Here is a 23842-nt window from a genome sequence, read left to right as displayed (position 1 = left end):
CCGGGTGGATCAGCGGCCGAACAGCGAGCCGGTGACGATGCCGCGCACCGTGCGGGCGCCGACGGTGAGCCAGGCGAGGAACAGCAGCAGATACAGGACGACGGCCGCCCCACCGAAAAGGTAAGCGCCGGTGTGGGCGTAGAGCACCGTGCTGCCGGTGATACAGGTGCCCACCGGGAAGGTGAAACCCCACCACGTCATGTTGAAGGCCAATTGCCCTGCGCGCGCGGCCTTTATCGTGACGGCGGCGGCGATGGTCAGCCACAGCACGGCGAAACCCCAGGCGGCGATGCCATAGATGACCGAGAAGACATCCAATCCCTTGGCATACAGCGGGGGCAGCGCGGCGGGCGCGGCGGTGGCGAGCAGCCCGGCGGCGGTGATGGATTGACCGAGCGGGCCGAGCACGATCCACAGCGTCGGCGCCATTCCCGCGGGCGGCGGGCCGAAGTGGATCAGCCGCGACCAGATGAGGGTGGTGGTGACCAGGGCCGCGATCAGGCTCACACCGAACATGGCCAGACAGAGCAGGATCAGCGTCAGCCGCCACTGTCCGGCGGGGGTGTGCGGCACCAGCAGCGCGCCCATGGCCGCCGAGACCATCGGGGGCACCACCGGCATGAGCCAGCCCCCGAACGCCGCGTCCGGTTTGCTCGGCTGCCCGGTGAACATGCGTAGGGGCACGGCGAAGGCGGCGAGCAGACCCAGTGCGGTGCCCGCCGACCACAGCACCCAGTCCACGGCGAGGGCCGCGTCCAAGCCGATGAGGTCGCGGCCGAGCAGCAGCGCGCCCGCGCCGACAGTGAGCATCGCCATCGGCGGCGCGCCGAAGAAGTGCGCCATCACCGGGTGACCGCGATGTTCGCGCGCGGTCTCGGGATAGCGCACCCACTGCACGACCCAGGCCACCGTGAGGACGACCAGCAATATCGCGGCGAACACCCAGACCACGAGGGCCGCGCCGCGCAGCCCCGGAAACCGCACCGGGAGTCCGGCCGCCGCGTTGGCCACGATGCCGGTGCCCATGACCGCCGCGAACCAGTTGGGACCGAGGTGACGCAGCGGCTGCGTCCGTTCCCGAACCGGTGGCGCGGCGGGGCGGGTCAGGGTGGCGGTCATGACTCCAGCGTCGTGGCCGGTCCGATCGGTGGGTAGCGGTCGGTTTTCTATGTATGCATAGACTCGTTCTATGCCTCTATCGCCGCGCGTACCCGACCTGGCGGCGCTCGATCTGCTGCTGTCGGTGCTGGAACTGGGCAGCCTCGGCCGCGCGGCCCGCGCCCACGGCATCTCTCAGCCCTCGGCCTCCTCCCGCATCCGCTATCTCGAGCAACTCGTCGGCGTACCGGTGCTGGAGCGCAGCGCGCTGGGTTCGCGGCCCACCGCCGCCGGTTCGCTCATCGCCGAATGGGCGCGTGCGGTGGTGGACGCCGCCGCGCACCTGGACGCGGGGATCGATGCGCTGCGGGCCGAACGCCGCTCGCACCTGCGGGTGGCCGCCAGCCAGACCGTCGCCGAATACCTGTTTCCGGGTTGGCTGATGACGCTGCGGATCTCCGCGCCGGAAACCGCCATCGCGCTCGAATCCGGGAATTCGGTGCATGTGGCCGAACAGGTGCTGGCGGGGCACGCCGATATCGGATTCATCGAGGGTCCGCGCGGCTTTCGCGGTTTGGAGAGTCATCCGGTGGCGCGCGATCGGTTGGTGGTTGTGGTTGCACCGCAGCACGAATGGGCGCGCCGGGGAACGGTTTCCGGCACCGAGCTCGCCGAAACCGCGCTCATTCAACGAGAACCGGATTCGGGCACCCGAACCTGGTTCGAGCACGCGGTATCCCGGCGCGATCCGGACTGGCGGCCGCGGGTGGCACTGGAGTTGTCCTCGACCACGGCGATCAAGACCGCGGTTGCCTCGGGAGCCGGTGCGGCGGTGTTGAGTTCGCTCGCGGTGGCCGTCGAGGTCGCCTCGGGCACCCTGATCTCACCCACCGTCACCGATCTGGACCTGGAACGCACCTTGCGCGCGGTGTGGCCCACCGGTCGGCGGCCGACGGGCGCGGCGCGCGCCCTCTACGACATCGCTCGACGCGCGGCTTAGGACCGCTCGGGTTCCTGCGCGGTGGGCGGAATTCCGGTGTCCAGGAAGCGAATCAGGCGATCGATGCGGTCGGTGTGGTCGATGCAGCGCTCCAGGTGACCGCCGAGCAGCGCGAGATCGATGGCCGCGGGAGTGGTCTCGGTGCCGTTGTCGAGTGCGGTGCGCAACCGGATGCGCAGGTCCCGCATCGCGTGCGAGGCGGAGTCGGTGTCGGCGCGGTGGCGACCCATGGCCACCGACTCGGCCGCCGCGGCCGTGCGTCGGGCGGCGAGCCCGCACATCGCGGCCAGCAGGTTCATGATCGATTGCGGGGCAACGTGACCCGGATGGGAGCGGTAGACCTGATCGGCGACCCCGCTGATCAGCGTGCCGATTCGCGACAGTTCGCCCGCGATCTGGATGGCGGTGACCACGTGCCGCAGATCCCTGGCCACCGGCGCCTGTAGCGCCAGCAGCACCACGGTGCGCGCCTCGCACGCCCCGTACATCTTCTGTAGCTGCTCGTCCAGGGCGAAGACCTCGTAGGTGGCGGCGAGGTCGGCGTCGACGAGCGCGTCGGTGACGCGGTCCGCGGCATCGTGGGCGAGCCGACACATCCGCGTCAAATCATCGGTCAACGCGATGAGCTCGCGAGTGAACTGAGTCCGCACCCGGCAGATTCTCGCCTATGCGCCGGGTGTCGGTCGATCTATCGTGAGATGTTCGCCGTAGATGTGTGGCGTTCGCGTTCCCGGCACTGATTCGATATTGCCCCGTGATGTGAAATGCGTTTCGCCGCATACCGGTCGTGCTGTTCAGTCGGCCGGATCACGTCGCACGATCGCGATGAGCCGCCAGCCCGCTGCCGCGGCCGCCACCTTCAGCTGATAGACGAAGCCCGGCTGGTAGGTGAATCCGGCGATGCCTTCGCGCAGCGGTTCCCAGGTGCTGTCCGGATTTTGTTTGACCTGAAGGCAAGTCGGTTCGTCCGCGCAGGGCCGCGGCCCGACCCATAGGTCGATGCCCGCCTGCGATACCGCCGAAGACGTTGGGGCAGTGGCCCGCTCGGCGGGCGCGGGGTGCGAGCATCCGCCGACCAGTGTGGCGAGCGCGATACTCGCCACCGGCAGCGCATAACGGCCGGATCGCATGACACGCAGCATAGTTCTCCGCTCCGAGTTCGGACGCGAATCGACCGCTCTCCCGACGCGCCGCGGGTCTGGATCGGGTGAGCTCCGGGTTTGCTGACACGATGGAGACATGATCAGGACGTTGACAGCCCACTGGACCGCCGTCGTGCCGATCTTGGCCGTTGTCGCGCTCGCGGCGACTTGGGGGCGGAGTTTGCCAGGGGTTGTCGGGGCCGTCGTGGGGTTGGCGCTGGTCGGTGCCGTGCTGGCGGCGGTCTATCACGCCGAGGTGGTGGCGCACCGGGTCGGCGAGCCGCTGGGGGCGCTGGTGCTGGCCGTCGCGGTGACCGTGATCGAGGTGGGGCTCATCGTGACGCTGATGATCTCCGGCGGGGAGGGGTCGGAGACGTTGGCACGTGACACCGTCTTCGCGGCGGTCATGATCACCTGCAATGGGATCTTCGGGCTTTCGCTGCTGGTCGGGGCGCTGCGGCGGCGGGTGGCGTTCTTCAATGCCGAGGGGACGGGTGCGGCGCTGGCCACCGTCGCCACGTTGGCCACGCTGTGTCTGGTGCTGCCGACCTTCACCACGACCAAGCCGGGACCGGAGTTCACCAGCGGGCAGTTGGCTTTCGCCGGCGTCTGCTCGCTGGCGCTCTACGGTCTGTTCGTCATGGTGCAGACGGTGCGTCACCCTGACGACTTCCTCCCGGTCGAGGAGGCGGGCGCGCAGGCCGACGAGCCCGCCGCGCCGCCGACCACCCGCGAGGCGCTGCGCAGTCTCGGACTGCTGCTGGTGGCGTTGGTATCGGTGGTCGGCTTGGCCAAAACCCTTTCGCCGAGTATCGAATCCGGGATCGCGTCGGCCGGCCTGCCGCATTCGGCGGTCGGTGTGGTGATCGCGCTGCTGGTGTTGCTGCCGGAGACGCTGGCGGCAGTGCGCGCGGCGCGACGCGATCAGGTGCAGATCAGCTTGAATCTGGCGCTGGGTTCGGCTATGGCCAGCATCGGTCTGACCATCCCGTCCATCGCGCTGGCAACTATTTGGCTAAAGGGTCCGCTGGTGTTGGGGCTCGGTGCGACGCAGATGGTGCTTCTCGCCCTGACAGTTGTGGTCGGTGTGCTCACCGTCGTGCCGGGGCGCGCCACTTTGTTGCAAGGCGGGGTGCATCTGGCGGTGTTCTCGGCATTTGTGTTCCTCGCCGCAAGTCCGTAGTCGTCGTGATGCACCTCACGTATGACGAGTTCGCATGATCGATCCGGTATTTCTGTGGCCAGCATCACGTCTGGCCGATTTTGTCGTGACTGTCGGTAACCGTTAGCTTGGCGAAAACAGGCAGTGCTGCCGGATTCGGAGAGTGCGTGATGATTTTCGACACAGCGCGTGCCCTCGGCACGGCACAGGGATTTGGTCGATGAGCAGCGGGACGCAGGCTCCGGAGCGGGTCGGCGCACCGACCGCGGTGGATGTGGTCCGCAAGAACTTCTCCGATACCGCCGTCTCCTCGCTGCGCACCTTCGGGCGCGCGGTCGGATTGGCGCAGGAGGCCCTCACGGGCGGTATCGCCGATATCGTGCGCGGGAAATTCCAATGGCGCGAGGCGCTGTTGCAGGCATGGCGGCTGGTCACGGTCACCACCGTCCCCGCGATTCTGATGGCCATCCCGTTCGGCGTGATCGTCTCGGTCCAGGTGGGCAACCTGATCCACACACTGGGCGCGGATTCGCTGCTCGGCGCCACCGGCGGACTCGGCGTGATCAAACAGGGCGCGCCCATGGCCACCGGCTTCCTGCTCGGCGGTGCGGGCGCGGCGGCCATCGCCGCCGACCTGGGCGCGCGCACCATTCGCGAGGAGATCGACGCGCTCAACACCATGGGCATCAGCCCGGTGCACCGGCTGGTCATCCCGCGCATGGCGGCCATGCTGCTCATCGCGCCGCTGCTCAATGTGCTCGTCATCTTTGTCGGCGTGCTGGCGGGTTATCTCGTGGCGATCGGTGGGCAAGGGGTGACACCCGGTAGCTACTGGGCGACTTTCGGTTCGTTCACCACCACCGCCGATGTGTGGGTGTCGCTGCTGAAGGCGCTGGTCTTCGGATTCCTGGTGGTGGTCATCGCCTGCCAGCGCGGGTTGGAGGCCAAGGGCGGTCCGCGCGGGGTGGCCGACGCGGTGAACGCGGCGGTGGTGCTCTCGGTGGTCTCGATCGTCGTGGTCAATCTGGTCGCCACGCAGATCACCGCCATGTTCCTGCCCACCAGGCTGGCCTGATGGCGACCTCGTACGCCCCCAAGGGGTTTCACTGGATTCGCCGCTATTTCCAGCGGGGCAGCCGGGTGGTGCGCGCCGTCGAGGCGTTCGGATTCGTCGCGCTGTTCGTCTGGCAGGTGCTCGCGGCGATCCCGTTGACGCTCGAGCGGTATCGCGCCGAGACGATGCGCGCCATCACCGATATGACCTGGGGTCGCGGCTCGGTGGTGGTCGGCGGCGGCACGGTGCCGATGATGATCGTGCTCGGTCTGGTGATGGGCGCGTCGGTGGCGGTGGAGTCCTTCGCCACCCTGAGCATGCTCGGCATGGGGCCGGTCACCGGCATCGTCTCCGCCTACGCGACCACGCGCGAACTCGCGCCGATCGCGGCGGCCGTGGGCTTCGCCGCCCAGGCGGGCTGCCGGATCACCGCCGAGATCGGCTCCATGCGCATCTCCGAGGAGATCGACGCCATCGAGGCACTGGGCCTGCGCTCGGTGCCGTTCGTGGTGACCACCAGGGTGGTGGCGGGGGCGCTGGCCATCGTGCCGACCTTCCTCATCGCGCTGATCCTCAGCTACGCGGCATGTCGCGGGCTGATCACGCTGGTGCACGCGCAGTCGGCGGGCGTCTACGACCACTACTTCTTCCAGTTCGTCACCAGCTTCGACGTGGTGGCGTCGGTGATCAAGGTGGCCATCTTCGGCACCGTCGTCATCCTCGTGCACAGCTATTACGGGTTCTTCGCCACCGGCGGTCCCGAGGGCGTCGGTATCGCCTCGGGGCGCGCGGTGCGCACCAGCTTCGTCGCCATCATCGCCATCGATATGGTGCTGTCCATCGCCCTGTGGGGCTTCAACGCGGCAATCAGTTTCACGGGGTAGCGGATGCCGAATTACGGATTGCCCGGAGTCGCCGCCGACCGCCGCGGTGCGCGGCTGACCGGCGGGCTCATCGTTCTTCTCGTCCTCGCCGTGGCGGCGGCGACACTGCTCTACCGCACGGTGCGCGGGGAGGACGGTCTGTCCATCGCCCTGCACACCGAGGAGATCGGTGACGGTGTGGTGAGCGGGACGCAGGTGCGCCTGGACGGTGTGCTGGTGGGGTCGGTGGCCGATATCGCGCCCGACGAGCGCGGCACGCAGCGAATCACGCTGCGGCTGGACCCGGCCCGGCTGTTCGGCATCGATGACAGCCTGCGGGTCGACTACGCGCCCGCCAACCTGTTCGGCATCAGCGAACTGGAACTGCGGCGCGGCCCCGGCGGTCGACCGCTGCAGGCCGACCAGGTCATCGATCTGACCGGCCCGCGGGCGGGCGATATCTACGACGCCACCATGGGCAGCATCCTGCGCAGCCTGTCCCAGGTGGGTGCTTCGGTGCTGTCGCCGCAGATGGCGCAGGTGATCGCCCAGGTGTCGGCGGATTTCCAGGCGTTCACCCCGCTGGTGCAGGCGCTGATCACGGTGGCGCGCACCGTCGCCGACAACCAGAACATGCCCGCTTCGGAACTGGTCGGGCGGCTCGGCCCCGCCTTCGACGGCGGCGGTAAGTTCGCGGGCGCGGTGATCCAGATCCTCGATCGGATCAACTCCATCGCCGTCCTGAAAGGCGATCGGGCACACTACGATTCGGGTGTCTCGGCGGTGACCGACCAGTTGTTGCCCGGTCTGGCCGATACCGCGGGCACGGCGGGCAAGTACTTCGGCGACGGCGCGAACGAGTTGGCCCCCGTGCTGAGCGCGCTCGCGCCGATGGTGCCGCACCCGCAGCAGACGGCGGCCGAACTGCGCGCCCTGCTGGAGCGGCTGCGGGCGGCCATGCCGGATACGCCGAACGGTCCGATGCTCAATGTCGAGGCGGATGTGCGCGGGGCGCCGTCGGGTCCTGCCCCTGCGGGAGGTGAGCGATGACGGTGCGTGGCGCGGCCTGGCGGCTGGGACTGTTCGCCGCGGTCATGCTGGTGGTGCTGGCGCTGGTGCTCACCGCGATCAAACGGCCCGTCTCCGGCGATACCGAGGCGCACGACGCGATCTTCACCGACGCCAACGGTTTGAAGGTCGGCGACGATGTGCGCATGTTCGGGGTGCAGGTCGGCAAGGTCGAGGGCGTCTCGCTCGAAGGCGACAAGGCGAAGGTGCATCTCACCGTCAAGACCGCGACGCCGATCTACGACAACAGCACCCTGGCCATCCGGTACCAGAACCTCACGGGCCAGCGGTATATCGACCTGCAGCAGCAGCCGAATCCGGGCACCCGCCTCGCGGCGAATGCCAGGGTCGAGGCCAAGATGACCGTGCCGTCCTTCGATGTGACGAGCCTGTTCAACGGGTTGCGGCCGGTGCTGGCCACCCTCTCGCCGGAGACGGTGAACCAGTTCACCCAGAGCATGCTCGCGGTGTTGGAGGGCGATGGCACCGGACTCGGTCCGGCGCTGGACGCCATCGGGAAGCTCAGCGCCTATGTCGGCGACCGGCAGGCCGTCATCGGCACGCTGGTGCGGAATATGTCGGAGATCGCCGATCGGGTCGGCGGGCGGGTGCACTATCTGGTGCCGCTGCTGGCCCGGCTCACCGACGTCTTCCAGGCGCTGCAACAGAATATCGGCGGCCTGGCCGAATTCGCCATGAGCGCGCCCTCGGTGCTCGGTCCCCTCGATCGGTTGCTGAGCACCATCGGACTGGACACCGACGGCGGCCAGGACGTTGATGCCGCGATTCGCGCGCTTTTCCCGGATCCCAAACAGGCCGTCGAGGTGTTCGGGCGGCTGCCCGGTTTGTTGAGCGCGATCGACGCCTCGGTGCCGCGCGCGGTGGCGGGCTGGAAACCGGAGTGCGGCAAGGGAACAGCGAACGCGCCCGCGCCGCTGCGGGTGCTGATCGCCGGTCAGCAGGTGACGCTGTGCAACGCGTGAGGGGGCTGAGAGTGCGCAACTGGTTCGGCGATCGGCCGGTCATGGACGAGCCGACCAAGCGCCGCAGGGAGATTCGGCTCGGCATTGTCGGCGCGGTGCTGGTGGTGCTCGGATTGACCGCCGCCGCCGTGGTTTACGTGGTGCCTTTCGGCAAGAAGACCTACACAGCCGAACTGTCCGAGGCGCAGTCGGTGCGCTCCGGCGACGATGTGCGCCTGGCGGGCGTCTCGGTGGGATCGGTGAAATCGCTCGATCTGAAACCGGATCGGGTGCTGATGACCTTCACCGTGGACTCCGATGTGTTCCTCGGCGATCAGACCTCGTTGGACGTGCGGATGCTCACCATCGTCGGCGGACACTATGTCGCACTGTTCCCGGCGGGGACGAAACCGCTGGGCCGCAAGGCGATTCCGCCGGACCGGGTGCGCCTGCCCTACAGCCTGATCCAGACCTTCCAGGACGCCACCGCGCCCATCGCCGCCACCGACGGCGCGACGCTGCGCAAAAACCTGGCCGCGCTGGACGATTCGCTGACCAAGGCCCCGGAGAGTCTGCGCACCACACTGGACACCCTCGATCGCTACGTTGACGCCATCAATCGTCAGCGGACCCAGGTCTCCAATGCCCTCTCGGTCGCCGATGAGTACATCGCCCTCTACAACGGCGCGAAGACCGATCTCGGCCGACTGATGGACAACGCCAACCTGCTCGAGACCGTCCTGCTGGACAAGCGCGCCGAAATGCGGGAGGCCGTCGGTCTGCTCAGCAGCGTGGTGCAGCGGGTGGCCGCGCTCGCGCCCGCCTGGGACGCCAAGTTGAAGCCGCTGGCCCAGCAGCTCGCCGGTCAACTGCCGCGCCTCGACGACCTCGGGCAGCAACTGGAATCCCTCGTCGGTTCGGTGCACGGCCTCCAGGACAAGTTGCGCCAGTGGGTGATTCCCGACGGCGGCGTGGTGATCGATCAGTCGGCACAGACCGTGCCCGCTCCGGCGGGCGTGTGCGTGCCGCTGCCCGGAAAGGCGTGCTGATGCTCAAGCGAATGCTGGGTTCGCAGGCGTTCATGTCACTGGCCGGGGCGGCGGTGATCGTCGCGCTCGCGGTGGCGGGCTATTTCGTGGTGTTCGATCCGTGGAAGAAGACGCAGGCGTATTGCGCGATGATGTCCGACAGCATCGGGTTGTATCCGGGCAATCAGGTCACCATGCGCGGAATCCCGGTCGGCAGTGTGACCTCGGTGCGCAACCAGGGCCGCGAGGTGCGGGTGGATTTCGAGGTCGACGCGAAATATCGCGTCTACGCCGATGCCGGGGCCACCACCGTCTCCGACACCGTGGTGGCGGATCGCAGTCTGGCCGTGCTGTCCAGCGGTAAAGAACGCAAGACGTGGGACGGCGCCGAATGCATCACCAACACGCTCACGCCCAAGAGCCTCACCGAAACCCTCACCGCCCTGTCTCAATTGGCCGATCAGCTCAATGGATCCGGTGCGGCGGAAGACAATTCGCTGGCCAAGGGACTGAACTCGCTGGATCGGGCGACAGTGGGCACCGGGCCGCAGATCAATGCCCTGATCCAGAAACTCGGCTCGGCCCTGAATCAGCCCGATGCCGATATCGGCCATCTGGCGGGCATATTCGATACCTTCTCCGAGGTCTCGAAGAAGGTGACCGCGCACTGGGGCGATCTGCAATCCATGCTGGTGCGGATGGGTCCGGCCCTGAACCAGGCCAGTACCGAACTGCTCGGCCCCGGCGCCGAACTGTTCGACGCGCTGCGGCAGGTGCTTCCGGTGCTCAATGATCTGACCACGATGTTCGGCGACACCATCCTCAAAGGGCTCGATGCCACGGTGCCGCTGGTGAAGCTGTTGCGCGCCAATGTCGGATCGCTGCGCGAGATCGTGCTCATGACACCGGTGCTCACCGATGCCTTCCGCACCGTCACCGATCCGGGCACCGGTGCGCCCGGCCTGACCTATTCCCCGCCGCGGGTACGGGTTCCGGAGCAGAACGCCGCCGCGGTCTGCGCCGCGGTGAACCTCGCCGCACCGGGGCGGTGCGTCGGATCCGCCGACGGGATGGTCGATCTCGAACTCACGCAGTTGGTGCTGGGAATGACGGGTGCGCGATGAGGAGAGTTCCCATGGCTGGAAAACCGTTGCGGCACACGCTGCTCGCGCTGACCGTGGCGGGTGGGCTGGTGGCGGGCGGTTGCGCCTTCGACCCGTCCGAGGTCCCGGTGCCGGGCACCTCGGTGTCCGGATCGACCTACAAGCTGCGGATCGAATTCGCCAATGTGCTCAACCTGCCCGCCAGAGCGAAGGTGATCGCCAATGGCGCGCAGGTCGGCACTGTCGACAAAGTGACAGTAGTCCCCGCCGCGCAGGCCCCGGCGGGTCGCGGCGGCTATGTGGTGGTGGAGGTCGAGATCGCCGATTCGGTGCGTCTACCCGCCAACACCCTGGCCGAGTTGCGGCAGAACACGGTGCTCGGCGATATCCACCTCGCGCTGAGCACCCCGCCCAGCGGCTTCGGATCGTTGCTCGCGCCCGGCGCGACCATCGGCATCGATCACACCAAACCGCCGGTGCAACTGGAGGATACGATGTCGGCGCTGGCCCTGTTCGTCCAGGGCGGCGCGGTCGGGCAGATCCAGGACATCATGGCCCGATTCAATTCGGTGCTGCCGCAGGACCCCAAGGAGACCGCCCGCATCGCGGGCGTCATGGGCGCGGACGCGGCGGATCTGGCGGCACACCTCGACGAGGTGGACAGGCTGCTCGATGGTCTGGGCACCAATGCCGAAGTGCTGCACGACCTTCGGCCCGAGCTGGATCGCATCCTGAGCGACCGGTCGGTGGCGCAGGTGACCGGCGCGGTGCACTCCATCGAGGGCGTCACCAAGATCTTCGGCGCGCTCGGCCCGGTCGGCGACTCGCTGGCCTGGCTCGCGCCGCTGCTGCAGTCCGGGGACGGTGCGTTGCAGGCCTTCGGACCCCTGGTCACCGGCGGGCAGATCGACCTGCGGCAGCCCTCGAATCTGGCGCTGCTCGTCGCACTCTTGCGCGACAAGATCATTCCCTTCACCGAGCACGGACCGAAGGTGAATCTCACCGGGATCAAATCGGATTCACTCTCGGATTCGGACCGGATCGAGCAGATCGTCCGGACCCTGCGCATGATCGGAGCGGTGCGATGAAACTGGGTTCACTGGCCTCGCTGGGCGGGATCGCGGCCATCACCGCGCTCGGCGCGAGCTACCTCACCTTCGGGGTGGTGCGCGCCGACCCATTCGCCGAATACACCAATGCGTCCATGGTGCTGAAGGATTCGGGCGGACTCGGCGTCGGCTCGCCCATCCTGCTCACCGGTATCCCGGTCGGCAAGGTGACCGCCGTGGACAACAGCGCGGCGGGCGTCGAGGTGCGTTTCCGGGTCGACGGTGCGCAGCACCTGCCGACCGACTCCACCATCACCATCGAGCACCTGTCCGCCCTCGGCGAGCCGTACGTGCAGTTCGTGCCGAAAACCCAAGGCGGGCCGTATCTGCGGGACGGTCAGCGGCTCGACACCAGATCCGTGACCGCGCCGCTGTCCATTCCGCAGGCGGCGCGGCTGGTCACCAGGACCATGAATCAGCTCGATCCGAAAGTGGTCGGCTCGCTGCTGAATACGGCCAGTGGCGCGCTGTCGGGCACGCAGTCCACCATTCCGGGGCTGGCCCGCTCGGGCGATCTGCTGGCCGCCACCATCATGAGTCGCTCACCTCGGATCGCGGAACTGCTCAACAGCTTTCAATACGCGGCGGGCGATATCGCCTGGGCCGGACCCGCCACCTCGGCCGCCGCACCCAACCTGGTGCGGTTCGGCGCGTCGCTCGAGGAGTTGGTCGAGGCCGTCGGGCGTTTGGTGAATCAGCCCAACACCCCGCAGATGTATCTGGAGGGGAACGGGTTGGTGCCCTTCCTGCAGCAGGTCAACGAGCGGCTCGACAAGGTCGGTCCCGAGGTCAGGTCGATGCTGCCGGGTCTGCGTCCGCTGACCGACTCGCTCACCGCCACCGGACCGGAGATCGATATCAGCGCGCTGATCGCGCAGGCCCTGGCCCAGACGGGCGAGGATGCGGTGAAGGTGCGGGTCACCGTCAAGTAGCGCCGACCAGGGCAGAGACAACGAGTTGGCAAACTTTTAGCCATCAACTGATTGTCGCTATTACCAGTCGCGACGGAGATGCGGTTAAGTTGTCGAGGTGATTGGCAAACTTGCTGTGTCAGCTGTGCGGTGCAGTCGATGACCGAACAGCGCGCGACCGACGATCCGGGCACGACCCGCATGCTGACCATCGCGGCCGTGCTCGTCGCCGTGCTTGCGGCGGTGGTCGCGATCGGTCTGACCCTGCGCGCGCGTCAGGACACCGCACCCGTCATCGCGAGCACCTATCCGCCCGGCGCCGCTCCCGCGTCGAGCCCGAATCGCGTCGTCCGCACCACCGTTTCGCCCCAGTGGACCAACCGTTTCGCTCCGCCGCCGGTGCCCGCCCGCCGTATCGGCGACGACTGCTCCCACGACGGTCTGCCCGCCCAATGGGAGCTGCGCGGCGGCGAATGGGCCTGCCTGATCGCGGGCGCGCCCGGCGATCACGAACTCGGCGACGACTGTTCGCACGACGACGTTCCCGCCGAATGGGCCGTGGCCCCGGATGGGCGCTGGGTTTGCCTGCCGCGCCAATAGTCTCGCGCGCCGCGAATCAATGGGGTCGCGGCCGCCTACCGTAGTTGATCATGAGACCCCTGGTCGCGGACCGCCCGCGCATCCACGAACTCGACGCGGTTCGGGGGTTCGCGCTGTGCGGGATCCTGGTCGTCAATATCTGGCAGATCACTGCCATGCGCGCGACCCGCGCGCCCGGCGTGCTCGACACCTGGCGGCAGACGCTGTCGCTGCTGTTCGAGGGGCGCTTCTTCCCGATCTTCTCCTTCCTTTTCGGGCTGAGTTTCGCGCTGTTCCTCGAACACGCGCGACAGCGCACCGACCGCCCGAAGCTGGTGGCCGCTCGGCGCTTGGCCGCGCTGGGTGTCCTCGGTATCGCGCACCACCAGTTCCAGCCCGGTGAGGCGTTGCTGCCGTACGCGATCGTCGGCCTGGTGATCCTGCTGCCCGCCACCTGGCTGCCGCGCTGGGCTGTGCTCGTCGCCGGGCTGCTCGGCACCCTCGGCGTGCCACTACTTCTCAGTGGTGGGCTGGACCTGGTGCCCGGATTGTTCCTGCTCGGACTCGCCGCCGAACGCTATGGCCTGAGCAATGATCTCGGCGTGCGCCGCTGGCCCATCGGACTGATTTTCGCGCTGGCCCTGCCCGCCGCCGTCGCCGCGGCGGTCTGGGAGTACCGCACGCCGTACCTCCAGTTGGGCAGCCCCGCGCCTGCTATCGCCGGGCTGCTCGGCGCACTGGCCTACCTCACCGGAATGGCGCTACTGCTGCGCACCGAATTCGGCGCTCTGCTCACCGATCTGTTGGCCCCGCTCGGTCGAATGGCCCTGACCAACTATCTCGCCGCCACCGCACTCATTCTCGTGGCGGAACCCTATCTGCGCCTGGGCGATTCGACCCACTACGCGGTGCTGCTCGGCTTGGCCGCCGCCATCGTGGCGTTGCAAACGACGTTCAGCTACTGGTGGCTGCGCTGGTTCCGCTACGGTCCGCTCGAATGGGTGCTGCGCTGCGTCACCTGGTGGCAGCCGGTCCGGCCGCTGCTCACCAAACAGCAGCGGCGTGGACTCGCTCGCGGCTGGTGACTACCGGGCGCGCCAGACCCTTTCCACATAGTCGGCGAAATCCGTGGCGGGACGGCCCAATACGCGCTCGACGGTATCGGTGGGCGGGGCATTGCGGCCCGTGCGCAGCAACTCGAACATGACAATTACCTCCTCGGCCGCGGCCTGCGGCCAACCGGCGGCGAGCAATTCGGCCCGGTAGGCGTCGGGGGTCAATTCGACATAGGCGATCTCGCGTCCGGAGGCGGCGGCGATATCGGCCACCGCACCGGGGAAGGTCATCGTGCGCGGACCCGAGATCTCGTAGATCTGCCCGGCATGCCCGTCGCGGGTGAGCAGCGCCGCCGCCACCGCCGCGACATCGTTCACATCGACGAATGCCTCACCGGCCGCGCCGATCGGCAGCGCGAAGCGGCCCGCCAGCAGCTCCTCATGCCATACGTACTCGTCGAAATTCTGATTGAAGTTGGAGGCGCGCAGGATCGTCCACTCCGCGTCGCTCTCGCGCACCGCCACTTCGGCGGCCGTCATCGCCAGGCCGAATCGGTCGCTCACCTGCTCGATCCCGCGTCCGGACAGTACGACGAACCGGCGGATCCGGCTCGCTCGCGCCACGAAATCGGCGACCGGAGCCGGATCCTCGGGGGCGACGAGATAGACGGCGTCGGCCTGCTCCAGCGGCGCGGTCCAGGTGTCGGGATCGGACCAGTCGAAGTGAACCTCACCGGAACGAGAGGCGGCCAACACTTTCTCGCCGCTCTCGCGCAGTCGCTCGACCACGCGCCGTCCGGTCTTGCCAGTGCTACCGAGTACCAGAATCGTCATACCTTCAGCCAACCGCGCCGGAACGCGCCGAACCATCGACGAGCGTCCGCGAAGCATGTCCGTTGATCCGCAAGGGTAGGCGCCTGATTGGACTCCGAGGCAGCCCCTAAGGTGGCTGGAGTGGATCCCTTCGACGACCTGCTCAGCCGGGTGCGCGCCGCGGGCGCGGTATTCGGCAAATCCGCGCTGACCGCGCCCTTCGCGCTGCGGCTCGGGGCGCAGTCGGCGCTGACGCTCTGCGTGCCGCTGCGCGGCGAGGGGTGGGTGGTGGCCGGCGACGAACGACGTCGGCTGCGGGTGGGGGAGGCGGCCGTGGTGCTCGGGCCGCAACCCTTCGTCTTCACCGACGATCCGGATCGCGCGGGACCCGTCATCGATGCGGTATGCGAGGAAGCCGAAATGCCGCAGGGGGATACGGTGCTGCTCGTCGGCAGCTACGGGCAGCAGGTGCCGGGCAGACTGTCGCGGGTGCTGCCGCCACTGCTCGTGGTGCCCGACAACGGCGACTGCGCCCCCATGCGCGATTTCCTGGAATCCCAACTGGCGGGCCTGCATCCGGGCCGTCAGATCGTGCTGGACCGGCTGCTCGACTGGTTGCTGGTATGCACGCTGCGGGCCTGGTTCGACGCCGAGGATCCGGCTTGGTACCGGGCGCTCGGCGACGAGGTGGTCGGCCCCGTGCTGCAGGCCATGCACGAATCACCCGATGCCCCATGGACATTGGCCACGTTGGCCGCGCGGGCCGGAGTTTCGCGGACAACCTTGGCCAAGCGGTTCACCGACGTGGTCGGCGAACCGCCGCTGTCCTACCTGACCGATTGGCGCATGACCATCGCCGCCGACCTGCTCACCAGGCCCGGCGCCACCGTATCGGCCGTCGCCACCAGGGTCGGCTACGCCGATGCCTTCGGCTTCAGCGCCGCGTTCAAGCGGGTGCGCGGCGTCAGTCCCAGCGCCTACACCCAGCCGGCCTGAGGTGACACATTCGCCGTGAATCCCGCGCCCGTTTCAGTGGCGACCGGCCTCGGTGCGGACCAATCGGCATTGGCCGTCCACACATTCGCGGCGCAGGCGACCGGCCGAAAGTGTCGCCCGCAGACCCACGATCCAGCAGGTCGGACAGCCGCGCAACGCGACCATCCCCGCGGGCGCGAACAGCAGGCTGAGCGGACCCACGACCGGTATCAGCGCGACCGACCCGATGAGCGCGCCGAATCCCAGTACGCCGCGCACCAAATGGCGCGGCAGCGAAGCACTCGCGAAATCGTTCATGGCATATCCCTTTCGGAAATCTCGGGAAGGCACCCGCGCACGGCGGCGCGAGCGCGATGCAGCCGCGACTTCATGGCGGCCAGGCTCAGACCGAGGGCATCGGCGACCACGCGCCCGCCGAGACCCTGGATATCCCGCATGATCAGCACCTGTCGCTGATCGGTGGGCAGGGTCGCGATGGCCGCCGCGATCCGCTCGGCCTCCCACCGGCCCAGTGCGTCGTCCTCGGCCGAGCGCGTCGCCGGCGCCTGCGCTACCTGCAGCGGCGCCCGCAGCAGTTTCGCGCGCCGCAGACATTCGTGCCGGACGATGCGGAACATCCACGCCGCCAAGGCCCCCGTGGCGCGCAACGTGCCGATCTTGCGATACAGCACGATCAGCGCCTCCTGCGCGGCATCCTCGGCGTCCTCCGGTGAGGCGCACAGGGTGCGCGCGAAGCGCCGCACATGCGGATACGAGCCCGATACCAGTGCGGCGATGGACCCCGCGTCGCCCTCCACCGCCGCCGCTACCAATTGCTCGCTCGCCCACGTCGATTCACTCACGCGAACGCCTCCGCCGCATGACGACCGTGCAGGTGCACACGAGCAGCGCGACCACGACGACGCCGATACCAACAGTAACCATTTCCACCTCCGGGTTGCCTGCCGACCTTGTCATCGGCACATAGACAAGAGGTGTTCACCCCACCGAAGGATTCACCCGAGTTCGGAAATCGCCGCGAGCGGTCGATTCTCGCGGCAGTGTCAGCCGCCGAGGGCGGTCGAGCCCGGTCCGAAGGGGATGGTCCGGGCTCGACGGTTCCGCCTGGCGGAACGCACTTTTGGCGCAGAAGTTGGGGTGGGCAGGAGATTGCCTGCCGGTTTGCGCACCCCTCGAACGCACCGCGCGGGCGGCTCCGCGTCGTGTCTCGGGTCCGCCTGTGGCCGATCTCCTGTCCCGCCTCGGTGTGCAACCGCTCACACCGAGTCTGCATGGTGTCCAGGGTGAATCGGCGTTCGATAATCGTTGGATAAACGGAAGGGGGGTAGACGGGGCTTAGACGCCCGTCTTGCGTTCGGCGGTGAAGAGGCTGCCGATGTGGGGTGGGGTGAGACCCGCGCGCTGGAAGATCTCGGCGGCCTCCCGGAATTCGCGTTCGGCGGGGCCGATGAGACCGCGGCGGGAGAGCACCACCGCGCGCAGCGCCATGGCGCGGGCGCGGTCGATCGGGTCGGCCGCCTTGGTGAGCAATCCCAGGGCGTGCGCGGCCTGCGCCTCGGCCGCGACGAGATTGCCCGCCTGCAACTGGACCTGGGCCAGTCGGGTGCGCGCCCACCCCTCCCACAGTCGAACACCGTTGTGCTCGGCCGTTCGCACCGCCTCGACGCCGAGTTCGATGGCGCGTTCGTGCTCGCCGCGCATGGACATGGTGGCGGCGTACTCGTGCAGCGCCCACCCGAGCGCGATCGGGTTGGAGGTCTCGCGGGCCAGTGCGATGGCCCGCTCGGCGGTATCGACCGCATCGTCGTACATGCCTGCCTCGCAATGGGTTCGGGTGACCAGTGCGAGCAGCAGCGCCTCCATCGATCGGTCGCCGAGCACCTGTGCCAGGCGCAGCGCGGCGTCGAAGTGCGCGCGCGAGACATCGACCCGGCCGAGCCTGCGTTCGGCGATGCCGAGGAGGATGTCGGTGAGTACGGACAGTCGCCGATCCGCATCGTCGCGCACCGGTAGCTGGGCCACCCCGCGCAGGTGCCGCACACTGGGCGCGACCTCACCCAGCCCGACTTGGAGAATGGCCGCGACCGACACCCTGATCTTCCGTTCGGCCGCCGGATTGCCGATGCGAATCGCGGTGCGCAGCAGCGATTCCAGCGCCTGCGACAACTCGCGTGCCGCGGTGCCGACATCCATCAGTTCGGCCATCACCCAGGCCATATCCGCCGCCACCGCCAGTGGCTGCCCGCCGAGCCGCGCCGCCTGCTTGTGCAGCGCGATGACCACCGGCCGCTCGGTGTCGTTCCACGCCTGCCCCGCCGAACCATTCGCGAACGCCCGCCCCGGCACCGGTGTCGCCACCAGCAGCCGCGTGGTGTTGCTGAAATCGATGACGCTCAGCAGATTCTTCACACTGGCCAGGTAGTACCCGAGTAACCGCACCAGGACGTCGGATTCGTCCTCCTCGGCCAGACCGCGCGCGAAAAGCCGCAGCAGATCGTGGAATCGGTAGCGCCCCGGCGCGGGCGTCTCCAAAAGACTGAGATCAACGAGGGATTCGCAGACCTGCTCGGCCTCGTCGACCGGGCTGCCGAGCATGGCGGCGATACCGTCCACGGGCAGATCCGGCACATCGGCCATGGCAAGCGTGCGAAAAGCCCTGGCCTGCTCGGGATTCAGTTGTCCGTAGCCGAGGTGAAAGGCGGCCTCGACCCCGATCTCGCCGGTCCGCAGCAGCGCGAGGCGACTCTTCTCGTCGGCGAGTCGTTCGGCGAACGAACCGATGGTCCACTGCGGGCGCACCGCCAGTCGCGCGCCGACGATCCGCACCGCGAGCGGCAGGTACCCGCAGTGCTCGACCACCTCACGCGCCGCCCGCGCCTCGGCGGCGACGCGCTCCGCGCCGAGAATGTGGCGCAGCAGGGTGAGGGCCTCGTCGGCGGCCAGCACATCGAGGCGGGTGCGCCGCACGGCGGGCATCTCGATGAGGGCCGAGCGGCTGGTGATGAGTACGGCCGTGCCGGGCGTGCCTGCCAGCAGGGGCGTCAATTGCGCACTGTCACGGGCATTGTCGAGCACCATCAGCATGCGCTTGCCCGAGAGTCGGGTGCGCAGTTGGGCGGTGCGTTCGTCGACGGTGGGCGGGATATCGCCCTCCGGTACCCCGAGCGCGCGCAGGAACCCGCCGACCGCGTCCAGCGGTGGTGTCGGCGCGGAATCGACGCCGTGCAGGTTCACATACAGTTGCCCGTCCGGGAAGTGCGGCCGCACCCGATGCGCGACGTGCAGGGCCAGTGTGGTCTTGCCGACGCCGCCCATCCCGCCGACGGCCGAGATGGCCACCGCGCCACCACCATCGGTGAGCTGGGCGGCCAGCGCGCGCACCATGCCCTCGCGGCCGGTGAAATCCGCGATATCGGGGGGCAATTGGGCGGGCGGCGGGGTGCTGATCCGGTGTGGCGCCGTGGGTGTCGGCATTTCGGCGCGCAGGATCTGTTCGTGCACGGCGGCCAGTTCCGGGCCGGGTTCCACGCCGATGCCCTCGACCAGCGCGCGGCGTGCCTCGGCGTAGGCCTCCAGCGCCTCGGCTTGGCGCCCGCAGTGGTAGAGCGCGGTCATGAGCAGGGCGCGAAAGCGTTCCCGCAGCGGATGTTCGTCGATGAGCGGGCCGAGTTCGGCGACCGCGACGGCGGCCCTGCCGATTTCGATATCGAGGGCGAGCCTATCCTCGGTGATGGCCAGCCGCGACTGTTCGAGGCGGGAGCGCTGCCGTTCGGCGAAGGGGCCGGGCAGGCCGCTCAGTGCCGGGCCGCGCCAGAGCGAAAGCGCCTCGGCCAGCGCATTTCTGGCGGCGTCCGGATCCTCGGCGCGCAACTGGGTCGCGGCGGCGACCAGTCGGTCCACCTCGGCGAGGTCCACCGATTCCGGTGGTATGCGCAGCGCGTATCCGTCGCCGACGGAGACCAGCAGGGCGGAGCGGCCACGGGAGGCCCGCTCGGGTTCGAGTGCCCGACGCAACTGGGCGACGTGGGTGCGCAGCGCGGCGACCGCGCGCGGCACCGGTTGCTCACCCCAGATGGCCTCGACCAGTTCGGCTGCGGTGACCGTCTTTCCGACGCGCAGCAACAGCACGGCCAACACCGCGCGCCGCTGTGGCGGCCCGAGATCCAGCGGCGCCTCGCCGCGCCAACCGCGCACCTCGCCAAGAACTACGAATCGCAACTCACCGACCTCCCGGACAACGGCAGTCTACGTCGTGTCGGTTTATCCGGCTCGTTCATTCACCGACTATCCGATGATGATTCGGTCCCGACAGCGTTGGAAGGTTGGACAGTAGATCGAATCGTCACGGTGCGAGGCAAATTCTGTTGAGGTGTCACATAACTGGGGCCGTGCCACCCGCGGTGCCACGGCCCTGGTTGCTGCGAGTGCGCTCGACTATTTCAGCGGCGAATCCTTGACGGCCGGCGGCTCGGTGCCGCGCACGAACGTGACCTCACGAATACCCAAGGCGTCGTGCAGCTTTCCGGCGGGCAGCGTATTGACCAACCCGATGAGGTGCATACCCGCGATATCGAAGCTGTACCAGCCGTCGCCGCGGGTGCCCGCGCCGAACGCGGCCCGATACTTCTGCCCGGCGTCATCGATGGAGTCGTGCTCGCCGGGCACCGTGAAGATATGCGCAGTGTCGAGTTCGGTCAGCATCTGGCCCGCGCACGCGGTGAGGGCGAGCGACACTGCGATGAGCGCCGCGGCCGCGAGATGTCTCGTGTGATCTCCCAGCGGGGTCGAAGGGTCCTCGCTGGGAGATGCGGCGCAGCCTCAGTCCTGGTTCGATGCGTACTTGCGGCGGATGGCGGAGGGGGGCTCGCCCCACCAGCGGCGACAGGAGCGGGTGAGGGTCGCCTGTTCGGACAGACCCAGCAGCGAGGCGATCTGGCTGACGGGAAGGTCGGTGGTGGTGAGGTAGCGGTGCGCGGCGTCGCGGCGCACATCATTGAGGATATTGGCGAAGCTCGCGCCCTCGGCGGCCAAGCGGCGCTGCATGGTGCGCGGGTGCAGATTCAAAAGCCGTGCCACGGCGTCGATTCCGGATGCCGCCGTACCGATGAGGTGCTGCACGGCGGCGCGCACCTGCGGGGCGAGCGAGGCGTCGGGGCCGCCGCCCTGCTGGGCGAGGAAGGCCATGGCCAGTCGGTGCAGTTTCTCATTGCCACCCGAGAGCGGGCGGTTGGACAGGGTTTTCGGGACACGCAGCGCGGTGTTCGGGCGTTCGATACGCACCGGGACGCCGTAGAACTGTTCATAGCGTTCGAGCGGGGCCAAGGGGCGATAGGACAATTCCACCGAGCGCAAGCCGTACTGTGCGCCCGCCAGACGCTGAATCATGTGGTGTACGAAGGCGATTCCCAGATCCATACTCTGAACCTCCGGCCGCAGGCCGGGGGTGAGTCCGTACCGGATGGCGATCACGCCGCGATCGCCATAGGGATCGGGTTCGACCGTGACGCGCAGGGAGCGTGCGTGCAGGTAGAGGTAGCGGGTGGAGCATTCCAGGACATCGTCGAGTGTCGGGGAGTTGCGGATGGCCAGCGCCAGCGGGCCGAGCATATCCAGATCCTGACGCTGGGCGATGCGCAGGCCGAGATCCGGGCAGTCCAGGGTGCGGGCCGCCAATTCCAGGACATCGTCGACTCGCGCGTCGGGAACCAGCAGGTCGTCGGCGTCGAGGGCGGCCACCGGGAGTCCGCACGCGGCGGCCAGCATCTCCGCGTCGCCGCCGAGCTCCGCGACGGTCGCGCGGAATCCGCGCAGTCCGGCCGACCTGATGACACTCATGTCGTCCAGGATCAAATAGTTGTCGCGTGAAGTCAAGAATGCGGGTCGCGCGCCTCGCACACTGGAGCCATGACCGAATATCTCGATGTGGTGATCGTCGGCGCGGGGCTCTCGGGGATCGGGGCCGCCTATCGCCTGCAAACCACCTGCCCCGGCAAGTCCTACGCCATACTCGAGAATCGCCCGGATATGGGCGGCACCTGGGATCTGTTCCGCTATCCGGGCATTCGCTCGGACTCCGATATGTTCACCCTCGGCTACCCCTTCAAACCCTGGCGCGACGCAAAAGCCATCGCGGACGGATCGGCGATCCTGCGCTATATCGAGGAGACCGCCGCCGAGAACGGTATCGACCGCAGTATCCGCTACCGGACCAAGGTCATCGCGGCCGACTGGTCCGGCGAAACCGCCCGCTGGACACTGACTTTGGAGGTCGGCGACGAGTCAGGGGCGGTCGAGCGCCGCGAAATCGAATGCGGATTCCTCTACACCTGCGCGGGCTACTACAACTACGAGCACGGTCACACACCGGAATTTCCCGGCGCCGCAACATTCTCCGGACAGATCGTGCACCCCCAGTTCTGGCCCGAGGACCTGGACTACACCGGCAAGCGGGTCGTGGTGATCGGCAGCGGCGCCACCGCCGTCACCCTGCTCCCCTCCATGGCCGAGGACACGTCGATGGTCACCATGCTGCAACGCTCGCCGACCTGGATCAGCGCCGTGCCCAGCCGGGACAAGACCGCCGACAAACTGCGCGAACTACTGCCCGCCAACCTCGCGCACCGGCTCATCCGCGGCAAGAACATCCTGACCAATATCGCCATCTACCAGTACTGCCGACACTGGCCCGCGGCGGCGCGAAAAATGTTGACCGCGCAGACAACCCGCATCCTCGGCGATGAGAAGCTGGTGGCCGAGCACTTCACACCCCGATACAACCCCTGGGATCAGCGGCTGTGCGCCGCTCCGGGCGCCGATTTCTTCAAGGCTATCAAGAAGGGCAAGGCGCAGGTCGTCACCGATCAGATCGAAACCTTTGTGCCGGAAGGGATTCGACTGAAGTCGGGCCGGGTCCTCGAGGCCGATGTCATCATCACCGCGACCGGTCTGGATATGCTCGCCTTCGGCGGGATCACCCTGCGGGTCGACGGCGACCCGGTCAAGGTGTCCGACCAATATGTCTGGGAGGGCACGATGCTCACCGGCGTGCCGAACTTCGGCATCTGCGTCGGCTACACCAACGCCTCGTGGACGCTGCGTTCGGATCTCACCTCGCGGATGGTGTGCCGGGTGCTGAACTACATGGACCACAACGGAATCGCCGCCGTCGTCCCCCAGCCCGAAGGTCCCATCACCGAGCGGCCGCTGCTCGACCTCGCCTCCGGCTACATCCAGCGGGCCATCGACCAGTTCCCCCGGCAGGGCACCCGCACCCCGTGGCGGATGCGGCAGAACTACCTGCTCGACACCCTCGCCACCATGAACACCGATCTGGGGCGCACGCTGCGGGCGACACCCCGGTCGGCGGTGGCGAAGCCCGTGCCGGTGGCCTGAACGAGGCGTACCCGCGGCCGTGTGCGGTCTTCGGACGGTTGCGGGTACTAGGGTGGGTGGGGCATCGACTCTGAGGAGCGGACCATGACTGGTGATTTCAATGCGCAGATCATCGCGGAATTCCGGGCCAACAGCGGCAAGGTCGGCGGCATGTTCGCCGGAGCCGACCTGCTGCTGCTGACCACCACCGGCGCCAAATCCGGTCTGCCCCGCATCAGCCCGGTCGCCTTCAACCGCGACGGCGACCGGCTGGTCATCATCGCCTCCCAGGGCGGCGCCCCCACCCATCCGAACTGGTACCACAACGTGCTGGCCAATCCGAAGGTCACCCTCGAGATCGGCACCGAGACACATACCGCGACGGCCACGGCGCTGCCCGATGGCCCGGAACATGATCGGCTCTATGCCGCCATGGCGGCCAAGATGCCCGGATTCGCCGAATATCAGGCCAAGACCAGTCGGATCATTCCCGTTGTGGTGCTCGATATCGATCGGTAGATCGTCTTC

Annotated in this window: 23 protein-coding genes and 1 pseudogene; 15 read left to right on the top strand and 9 right to left on the bottom strand. The window is 68.1% G+C overall.

Annotated features, from left to right (window positions below; genetic code table 11):
* Nucleotides 1-9: 9 nt before the first annotated feature.
* Nucleotides 10-1119, bottom strand: coding sequence for a TDT family transporter (locus D5S18_RS03460; protein WP_120037853.1), 1110 nt, complete (start codon nucleotides 1117-1119; stop codon nucleotides 10-12).
* A 70-nt stretch (nucleotides 1120-1189) separates the two neighbouring features.
* Here D5S18_RS03460 and D5S18_RS03455 point away from each other — a divergent pair, with 70 nt between their 5' ends.
* Entirely contained in the window at nucleotides 1190-2098 is a 909-nt protein-coding gene (locus D5S18_RS03455) for a LysR family transcriptional regulator (protein ID WP_120037851.1), read from the top strand.
* Here the strand turns inward: D5S18_RS03455 and D5S18_RS03450 are convergent.
* Both D5S18_RS03450 and D5S18_RS03445 read right to left on the bottom strand, forming a co-directional pair.
* The gene (locus tag D5S18_RS03450; protein WP_239003502.1) at nucleotides 2095-2748 is read right to left on the bottom strand and encodes a phosphate signaling complex PhoU family protein; all 654 of its coding nucleotides are present in this window, start codon (nucleotides 2746-2748) and stop codon (nucleotides 2095-2097) included. The genes D5S18_RS03455 and D5S18_RS03450 overlap by 4 nt on opposite strands.
* Nucleotides 2749-2892: 144 nt before the next feature.
* A complete protein-coding gene (locus D5S18_RS03445) occupies nucleotides 2893-3228 on the bottom strand; it encodes a DUF4377 domain-containing protein (RefSeq protein WP_158607787.1) in 336 nt (111 codons plus the stop codon).
* Between the two features lie 109 nt (nucleotides 3229-3337).
* Between D5S18_RS03445 and D5S18_RS03440 the strand changes: the two genes are divergently transcribed.
* The 11 genes from D5S18_RS03440 (at nucleotide 3338) to D5S18_RS03390 (ending at nucleotide 14164) form a co-directional block, all read left to right on the top strand.
* On the top strand, nucleotides 3338-4423 hold the full coding sequence (locus D5S18_RS03440) for a calcium:cation antiporter (protein ID WP_120037848.1): 1086 nt from the start codon (nucleotides 3338-3340) through the stop codon (nucleotides 4421-4423).
* A gap of 199 nt (nucleotides 4424-4622) precedes the next feature.
* Nucleotides 4623-5477, top strand: a complete 855-nt coding sequence (locus D5S18_RS03435; protein ID WP_120037846.1) for an MlaE family ABC transporter permease — start codon at nucleotides 4623-4625, stop codon at nucleotides 5475-5477.
* Nucleotides 5477-6340, top strand: a complete 864-nt coding sequence (locus D5S18_RS03430; protein ID WP_439651075.1) for an MlaE family ABC transporter permease — start codon at nucleotides 5477-5479, stop codon at nucleotides 6338-6340. Before D5S18_RS03435 ends, D5S18_RS03430 begins: the two co-directional genes overlap by 1 nt.
* A 3-nt stretch (nucleotides 6341-6343) precedes the next feature.
* Entirely contained in the window at nucleotides 6344-7369 is a 1026-nt protein-coding gene (locus D5S18_RS03425) for an MlaD family protein (RefSeq protein ID WP_120037844.1), read from the top strand.
* Nucleotides 7366-8370, top strand: coding sequence for an MlaD family protein (locus D5S18_RS03420; protein ID WP_120037842.1), 1005 nt, complete (start codon nucleotides 7366-7368; stop codon nucleotides 8368-8370). Before D5S18_RS03425 ends, D5S18_RS03420 begins: the two co-directional genes overlap by 4 nt.
* A complete protein-coding gene (locus D5S18_RS03415) occupies nucleotides 8367-9398 on the top strand; it encodes an MlaD family protein (RefSeq protein ID WP_239003501.1) in 1032 nt (343 codons plus the stop codon). The genes D5S18_RS03420 and D5S18_RS03415 overlap by 4 nt, the downstream gene beginning before the upstream one ends.
* On the top strand, nucleotides 9398-10501 hold the full coding sequence (locus D5S18_RS03410; protein ID WP_120037977.1) for an MlaD family protein: 1104 nt from the start codon (nucleotides 9398-9400) through the stop codon (nucleotides 10499-10501). The genes D5S18_RS03415 and D5S18_RS03410 overlap by 1 nt, the downstream gene beginning before the upstream one ends.
* 11 nt (nucleotides 10502-10512) lie before the next feature.
* Complete coding sequence (locus D5S18_RS03405; protein ID WP_239003500.1) at nucleotides 10513-11568, top strand: MlaD family protein; 1056 nt, start codon at nucleotides 10513-10515, stop codon at nucleotides 11566-11568.
* Nucleotides 11565-12521: an MlaD family protein gene (locus D5S18_RS03400; RefSeq protein ID WP_120037838.1), complete on the top strand. Its 957-nt coding sequence runs from the start codon at nucleotides 11565-11567 to the stop codon at nucleotides 12519-12521. The genes D5S18_RS03405 and D5S18_RS03400 overlap by 4 nt, the downstream gene beginning before the upstream one ends.
* Before the next feature lie 138 nt (nucleotides 12522-12659).
* Nucleotides 12660-13100 (top strand): hypothetical protein, encoded by a 441-nt coding sequence (locus D5S18_RS03395; protein ID WP_147403839.1) that lies wholly within the window; start codon nucleotides 12660-12662, stop codon nucleotides 13098-13100.
* A 50-nt stretch (nucleotides 13101-13150) separates the two neighbouring features.
* On the top strand, nucleotides 13151-14164 hold the full coding sequence (locus tag D5S18_RS03390; RefSeq protein ID WP_120037834.1) for a DUF418 domain-containing protein: 1014 nt from the start codon (nucleotides 13151-13153) through the stop codon (nucleotides 14162-14164).
* Here the strand turns inward: D5S18_RS03390 and D5S18_RS03385 are convergent, their stop codons facing one another.
* On the bottom strand, nucleotides 14165-14968 hold the full coding sequence (locus D5S18_RS03385) for an NAD(P)H-binding protein (RefSeq protein ID WP_203236559.1): 804 nt from the start codon (nucleotides 14966-14968) through the stop codon (nucleotides 14165-14167).
* A 120-nt stretch (nucleotides 14969-15088) separates the two neighbouring features.
* Here D5S18_RS03385 and D5S18_RS03380 point away from each other — a divergent pair, with 120 nt between their 5' ends.
* A complete protein-coding gene (locus tag D5S18_RS03380; protein ID WP_120037830.1) occupies nucleotides 15089-15943 on the top strand; it encodes an AraC family transcriptional regulator in 855 nt (284 codons plus the stop codon).
* 33 nt (nucleotides 15944-15976) lie between these two features.
* Here D5S18_RS03380 and D5S18_RS03375 read toward each other — a convergent pair whose 3' ends face one another.
* The 5 genes and pseudogenes from D5S18_RS03375 to D5S18_RS03355 form a co-directional block, all read right to left on the bottom strand.
* Nucleotides 15977-16240 carry a hypothetical protein gene (locus D5S18_RS03375; protein WP_120037828.1) on the bottom strand — a complete coding sequence of 88 codons (264 nt, stop codon included), beginning with the start codon at nucleotides 16238-16240 and terminating at the stop codon, nucleotides 15977-15979.
* Nucleotides 16237-16785 carry an RNA polymerase sigma factor gene (locus D5S18_RS03370; RefSeq protein ID WP_120037826.1) on the bottom strand — a complete coding sequence of 183 codons (549 nt, stop codon included), beginning with the start codon at nucleotides 16783-16785 and terminating at the stop codon, nucleotides 16237-16239. Before D5S18_RS03370 ends, D5S18_RS03375 begins: the two co-directional genes overlap by 4 nt.
* Before the next feature lie 493 nt (nucleotides 16786-17278).
* Nucleotides 17279-20161 carry an AfsR/SARP family transcriptional regulator gene (locus D5S18_RS03365; protein WP_120037824.1) on the bottom strand — a complete coding sequence of 961 codons (2883 nt, stop codon included), beginning with the start codon at nucleotides 20159-20161 and terminating at the stop codon, nucleotides 17279-17281.
* Nucleotides 20162-20383: 222 nt separating this feature from the next.
* Nucleotides 20384-20653: pseudogene (locus tag D5S18_RS36550) on the bottom strand (metallophosphoesterase); the annotation flags it as partial.
* Between the two features lie 108 nt (nucleotides 20654-20761).
* On the bottom strand, nucleotides 20762-21778 hold the full coding sequence (locus D5S18_RS03355; protein ID WP_120037973.1) for an AraC family transcriptional regulator: 1017 nt from the start codon (nucleotides 21776-21778) through the stop codon (nucleotides 20762-20764).
* A 69-nt stretch (nucleotides 21779-21847) separates the two neighbouring features.
* Here D5S18_RS03355 and D5S18_RS03350 point away from each other — a divergent pair, with 69 nt between their 5' ends.
* Together D5S18_RS03350 and D5S18_RS03345 are read left to right on the top strand one after the other, a co-directional pair.
* Nucleotides 21848-23335, top strand: coding sequence for a flavin-containing monooxygenase (locus tag D5S18_RS03350; RefSeq protein ID WP_120037822.1), 1488 nt, complete (start codon nucleotides 21848-21850; stop codon nucleotides 23333-23335).
* A gap of 84 nt (nucleotides 23336-23419) precedes the next feature.
* Nucleotides 23420-23833 (top strand): nitroreductase family deazaflavin-dependent oxidoreductase, encoded by a 414-nt coding sequence (locus tag D5S18_RS03345; protein WP_120037820.1) that lies wholly within the window; start codon nucleotides 23420-23422, stop codon nucleotides 23831-23833.
* Nucleotides 23834-23842: the final 9 nt, after the last annotated feature.

This window comes from Nocardia panacis (genome assembly GCF_003598715.1).
Taxonomy (GTDB): Bacteria; Actinomycetota; Actinomycetes; order Mycobacteriales; family Mycobacteriaceae; genus Nocardia; species Nocardia panacis.
The sequence above is the reverse complement of the archived record's forward strand: the minus strand, read 5'-3'. Positions and strand labels throughout refer to the sequence as shown.

Excerpts from the sequence above, each read along its gene's own strand:
- D5S18_RS03395 (WP_147403839.1), top strand. The coding sequence starts at position 12,660 with ATGACCGAACAGCGCGCGACCGACGATCCGGGCACGACCCGCATGCTG.
- D5S18_RS03435 (WP_120037846.1), top strand. The coding sequence starts at position 4,623 with ATGAGCAGCGGGACGCAGGCTCCGGAGCGGGTCGGCGCACCGACCGCG.
- D5S18_RS03440 (WP_120037848.1), top strand. The coding sequence starts at position 3,338 with ATGATCAGGACGTTGACAGCCCACTGGACCGCCGTCGTGCCGATCTTG.
- D5S18_RS03430 (WP_439651075.1), top strand. The coding sequence starts at position 5,477 with ATGGCGACCTCGTACGCCCCCAAGGGGTTTCACTGGATTCGCCGCTAT.
- D5S18_RS03460 (WP_120037853.1), bottom strand. The coding sequence starts at position 1,119 with ATGACCGCCACCCTGACCCGCCCCGCCGCGCCACCGGTTCGGGAACGG.
- D5S18_RS03345 (WP_120037820.1), top strand. The coding sequence starts at position 23,420 with ATGACTGGTGATTTCAATGCGCAGATCATCGCGGAATTCCGGGCCAAC.
- D5S18_RS03410 (WP_120037977.1), top strand. The coding sequence starts at position 9,398 with ATGCTCAAGCGAATGCTGGGTTCGCAGGCGTTCATGTCACTGGCCGGG.
- D5S18_RS03350 (WP_120037822.1), top strand. The coding sequence starts at position 21,848 with ATGACCGAATATCTCGATGTGGTGATCGTCGGCGCGGGGCTCTCGGGG.
- D5S18_RS03390 (WP_120037834.1), top strand. The coding sequence starts at position 13,151 with ATGAGACCCCTGGTCGCGGACCGCCCGCGCATCCACGAACTCGACGCG.
- D5S18_RS03375 (WP_120037828.1), bottom strand. The coding sequence starts at position 16,240 with ATGAACGATTTCGCGAGTGCTTCGCTGCCGCGCCATTTGGTGCGCGGC.
- D5S18_RS03400 (WP_120037838.1), top strand. The coding sequence starts at position 11,565 with ATGAAACTGGGTTCACTGGCCTCGCTGGGCGGGATCGCGGCCATCACC.
- D5S18_RS03355 (WP_120037973.1), bottom strand. The coding sequence starts at position 21,778 with ATGAGTGTCATCAGGTCGGCCGGACTGCGCGGATTCCGCGCGACCGTC.
- D5S18_RS03385 (WP_203236559.1), bottom strand. The coding sequence starts at position 14,968 with ATGACGATTCTGGTACTCGGTAGCACTGGCAAGACCGGACGGCGCGTG.
- D5S18_RS03445 (WP_158607787.1), bottom strand. The coding sequence starts at position 3,228 with ATGCGATCCGGCCGTTATGCGCTGCCGGTGGCGAGTATCGCGCTCGCC.
- D5S18_RS03425 (WP_120037844.1), top strand. The coding sequence starts at position 6,344 with ATGCCGAATTACGGATTGCCCGGAGTCGCCGCCGACCGCCGCGGTGCG.
- D5S18_RS03420 (WP_120037842.1), top strand. The coding sequence starts at position 7,366 with ATGACGGTGCGTGGCGCGGCCTGGCGGCTGGGACTGTTCGCCGCGGTC.
- D5S18_RS03455 (WP_120037851.1), top strand. The coding sequence starts at position 1,190 with ATGCCTCTATCGCCGCGCGTACCCGACCTGGCGGCGCTCGATCTGCTG.
- D5S18_RS03405 (WP_239003500.1), top strand. The coding sequence starts at position 10,513 with ATGGCTGGAAAACCGTTGCGGCACACGCTGCTCGCGCTGACCGTGGCG.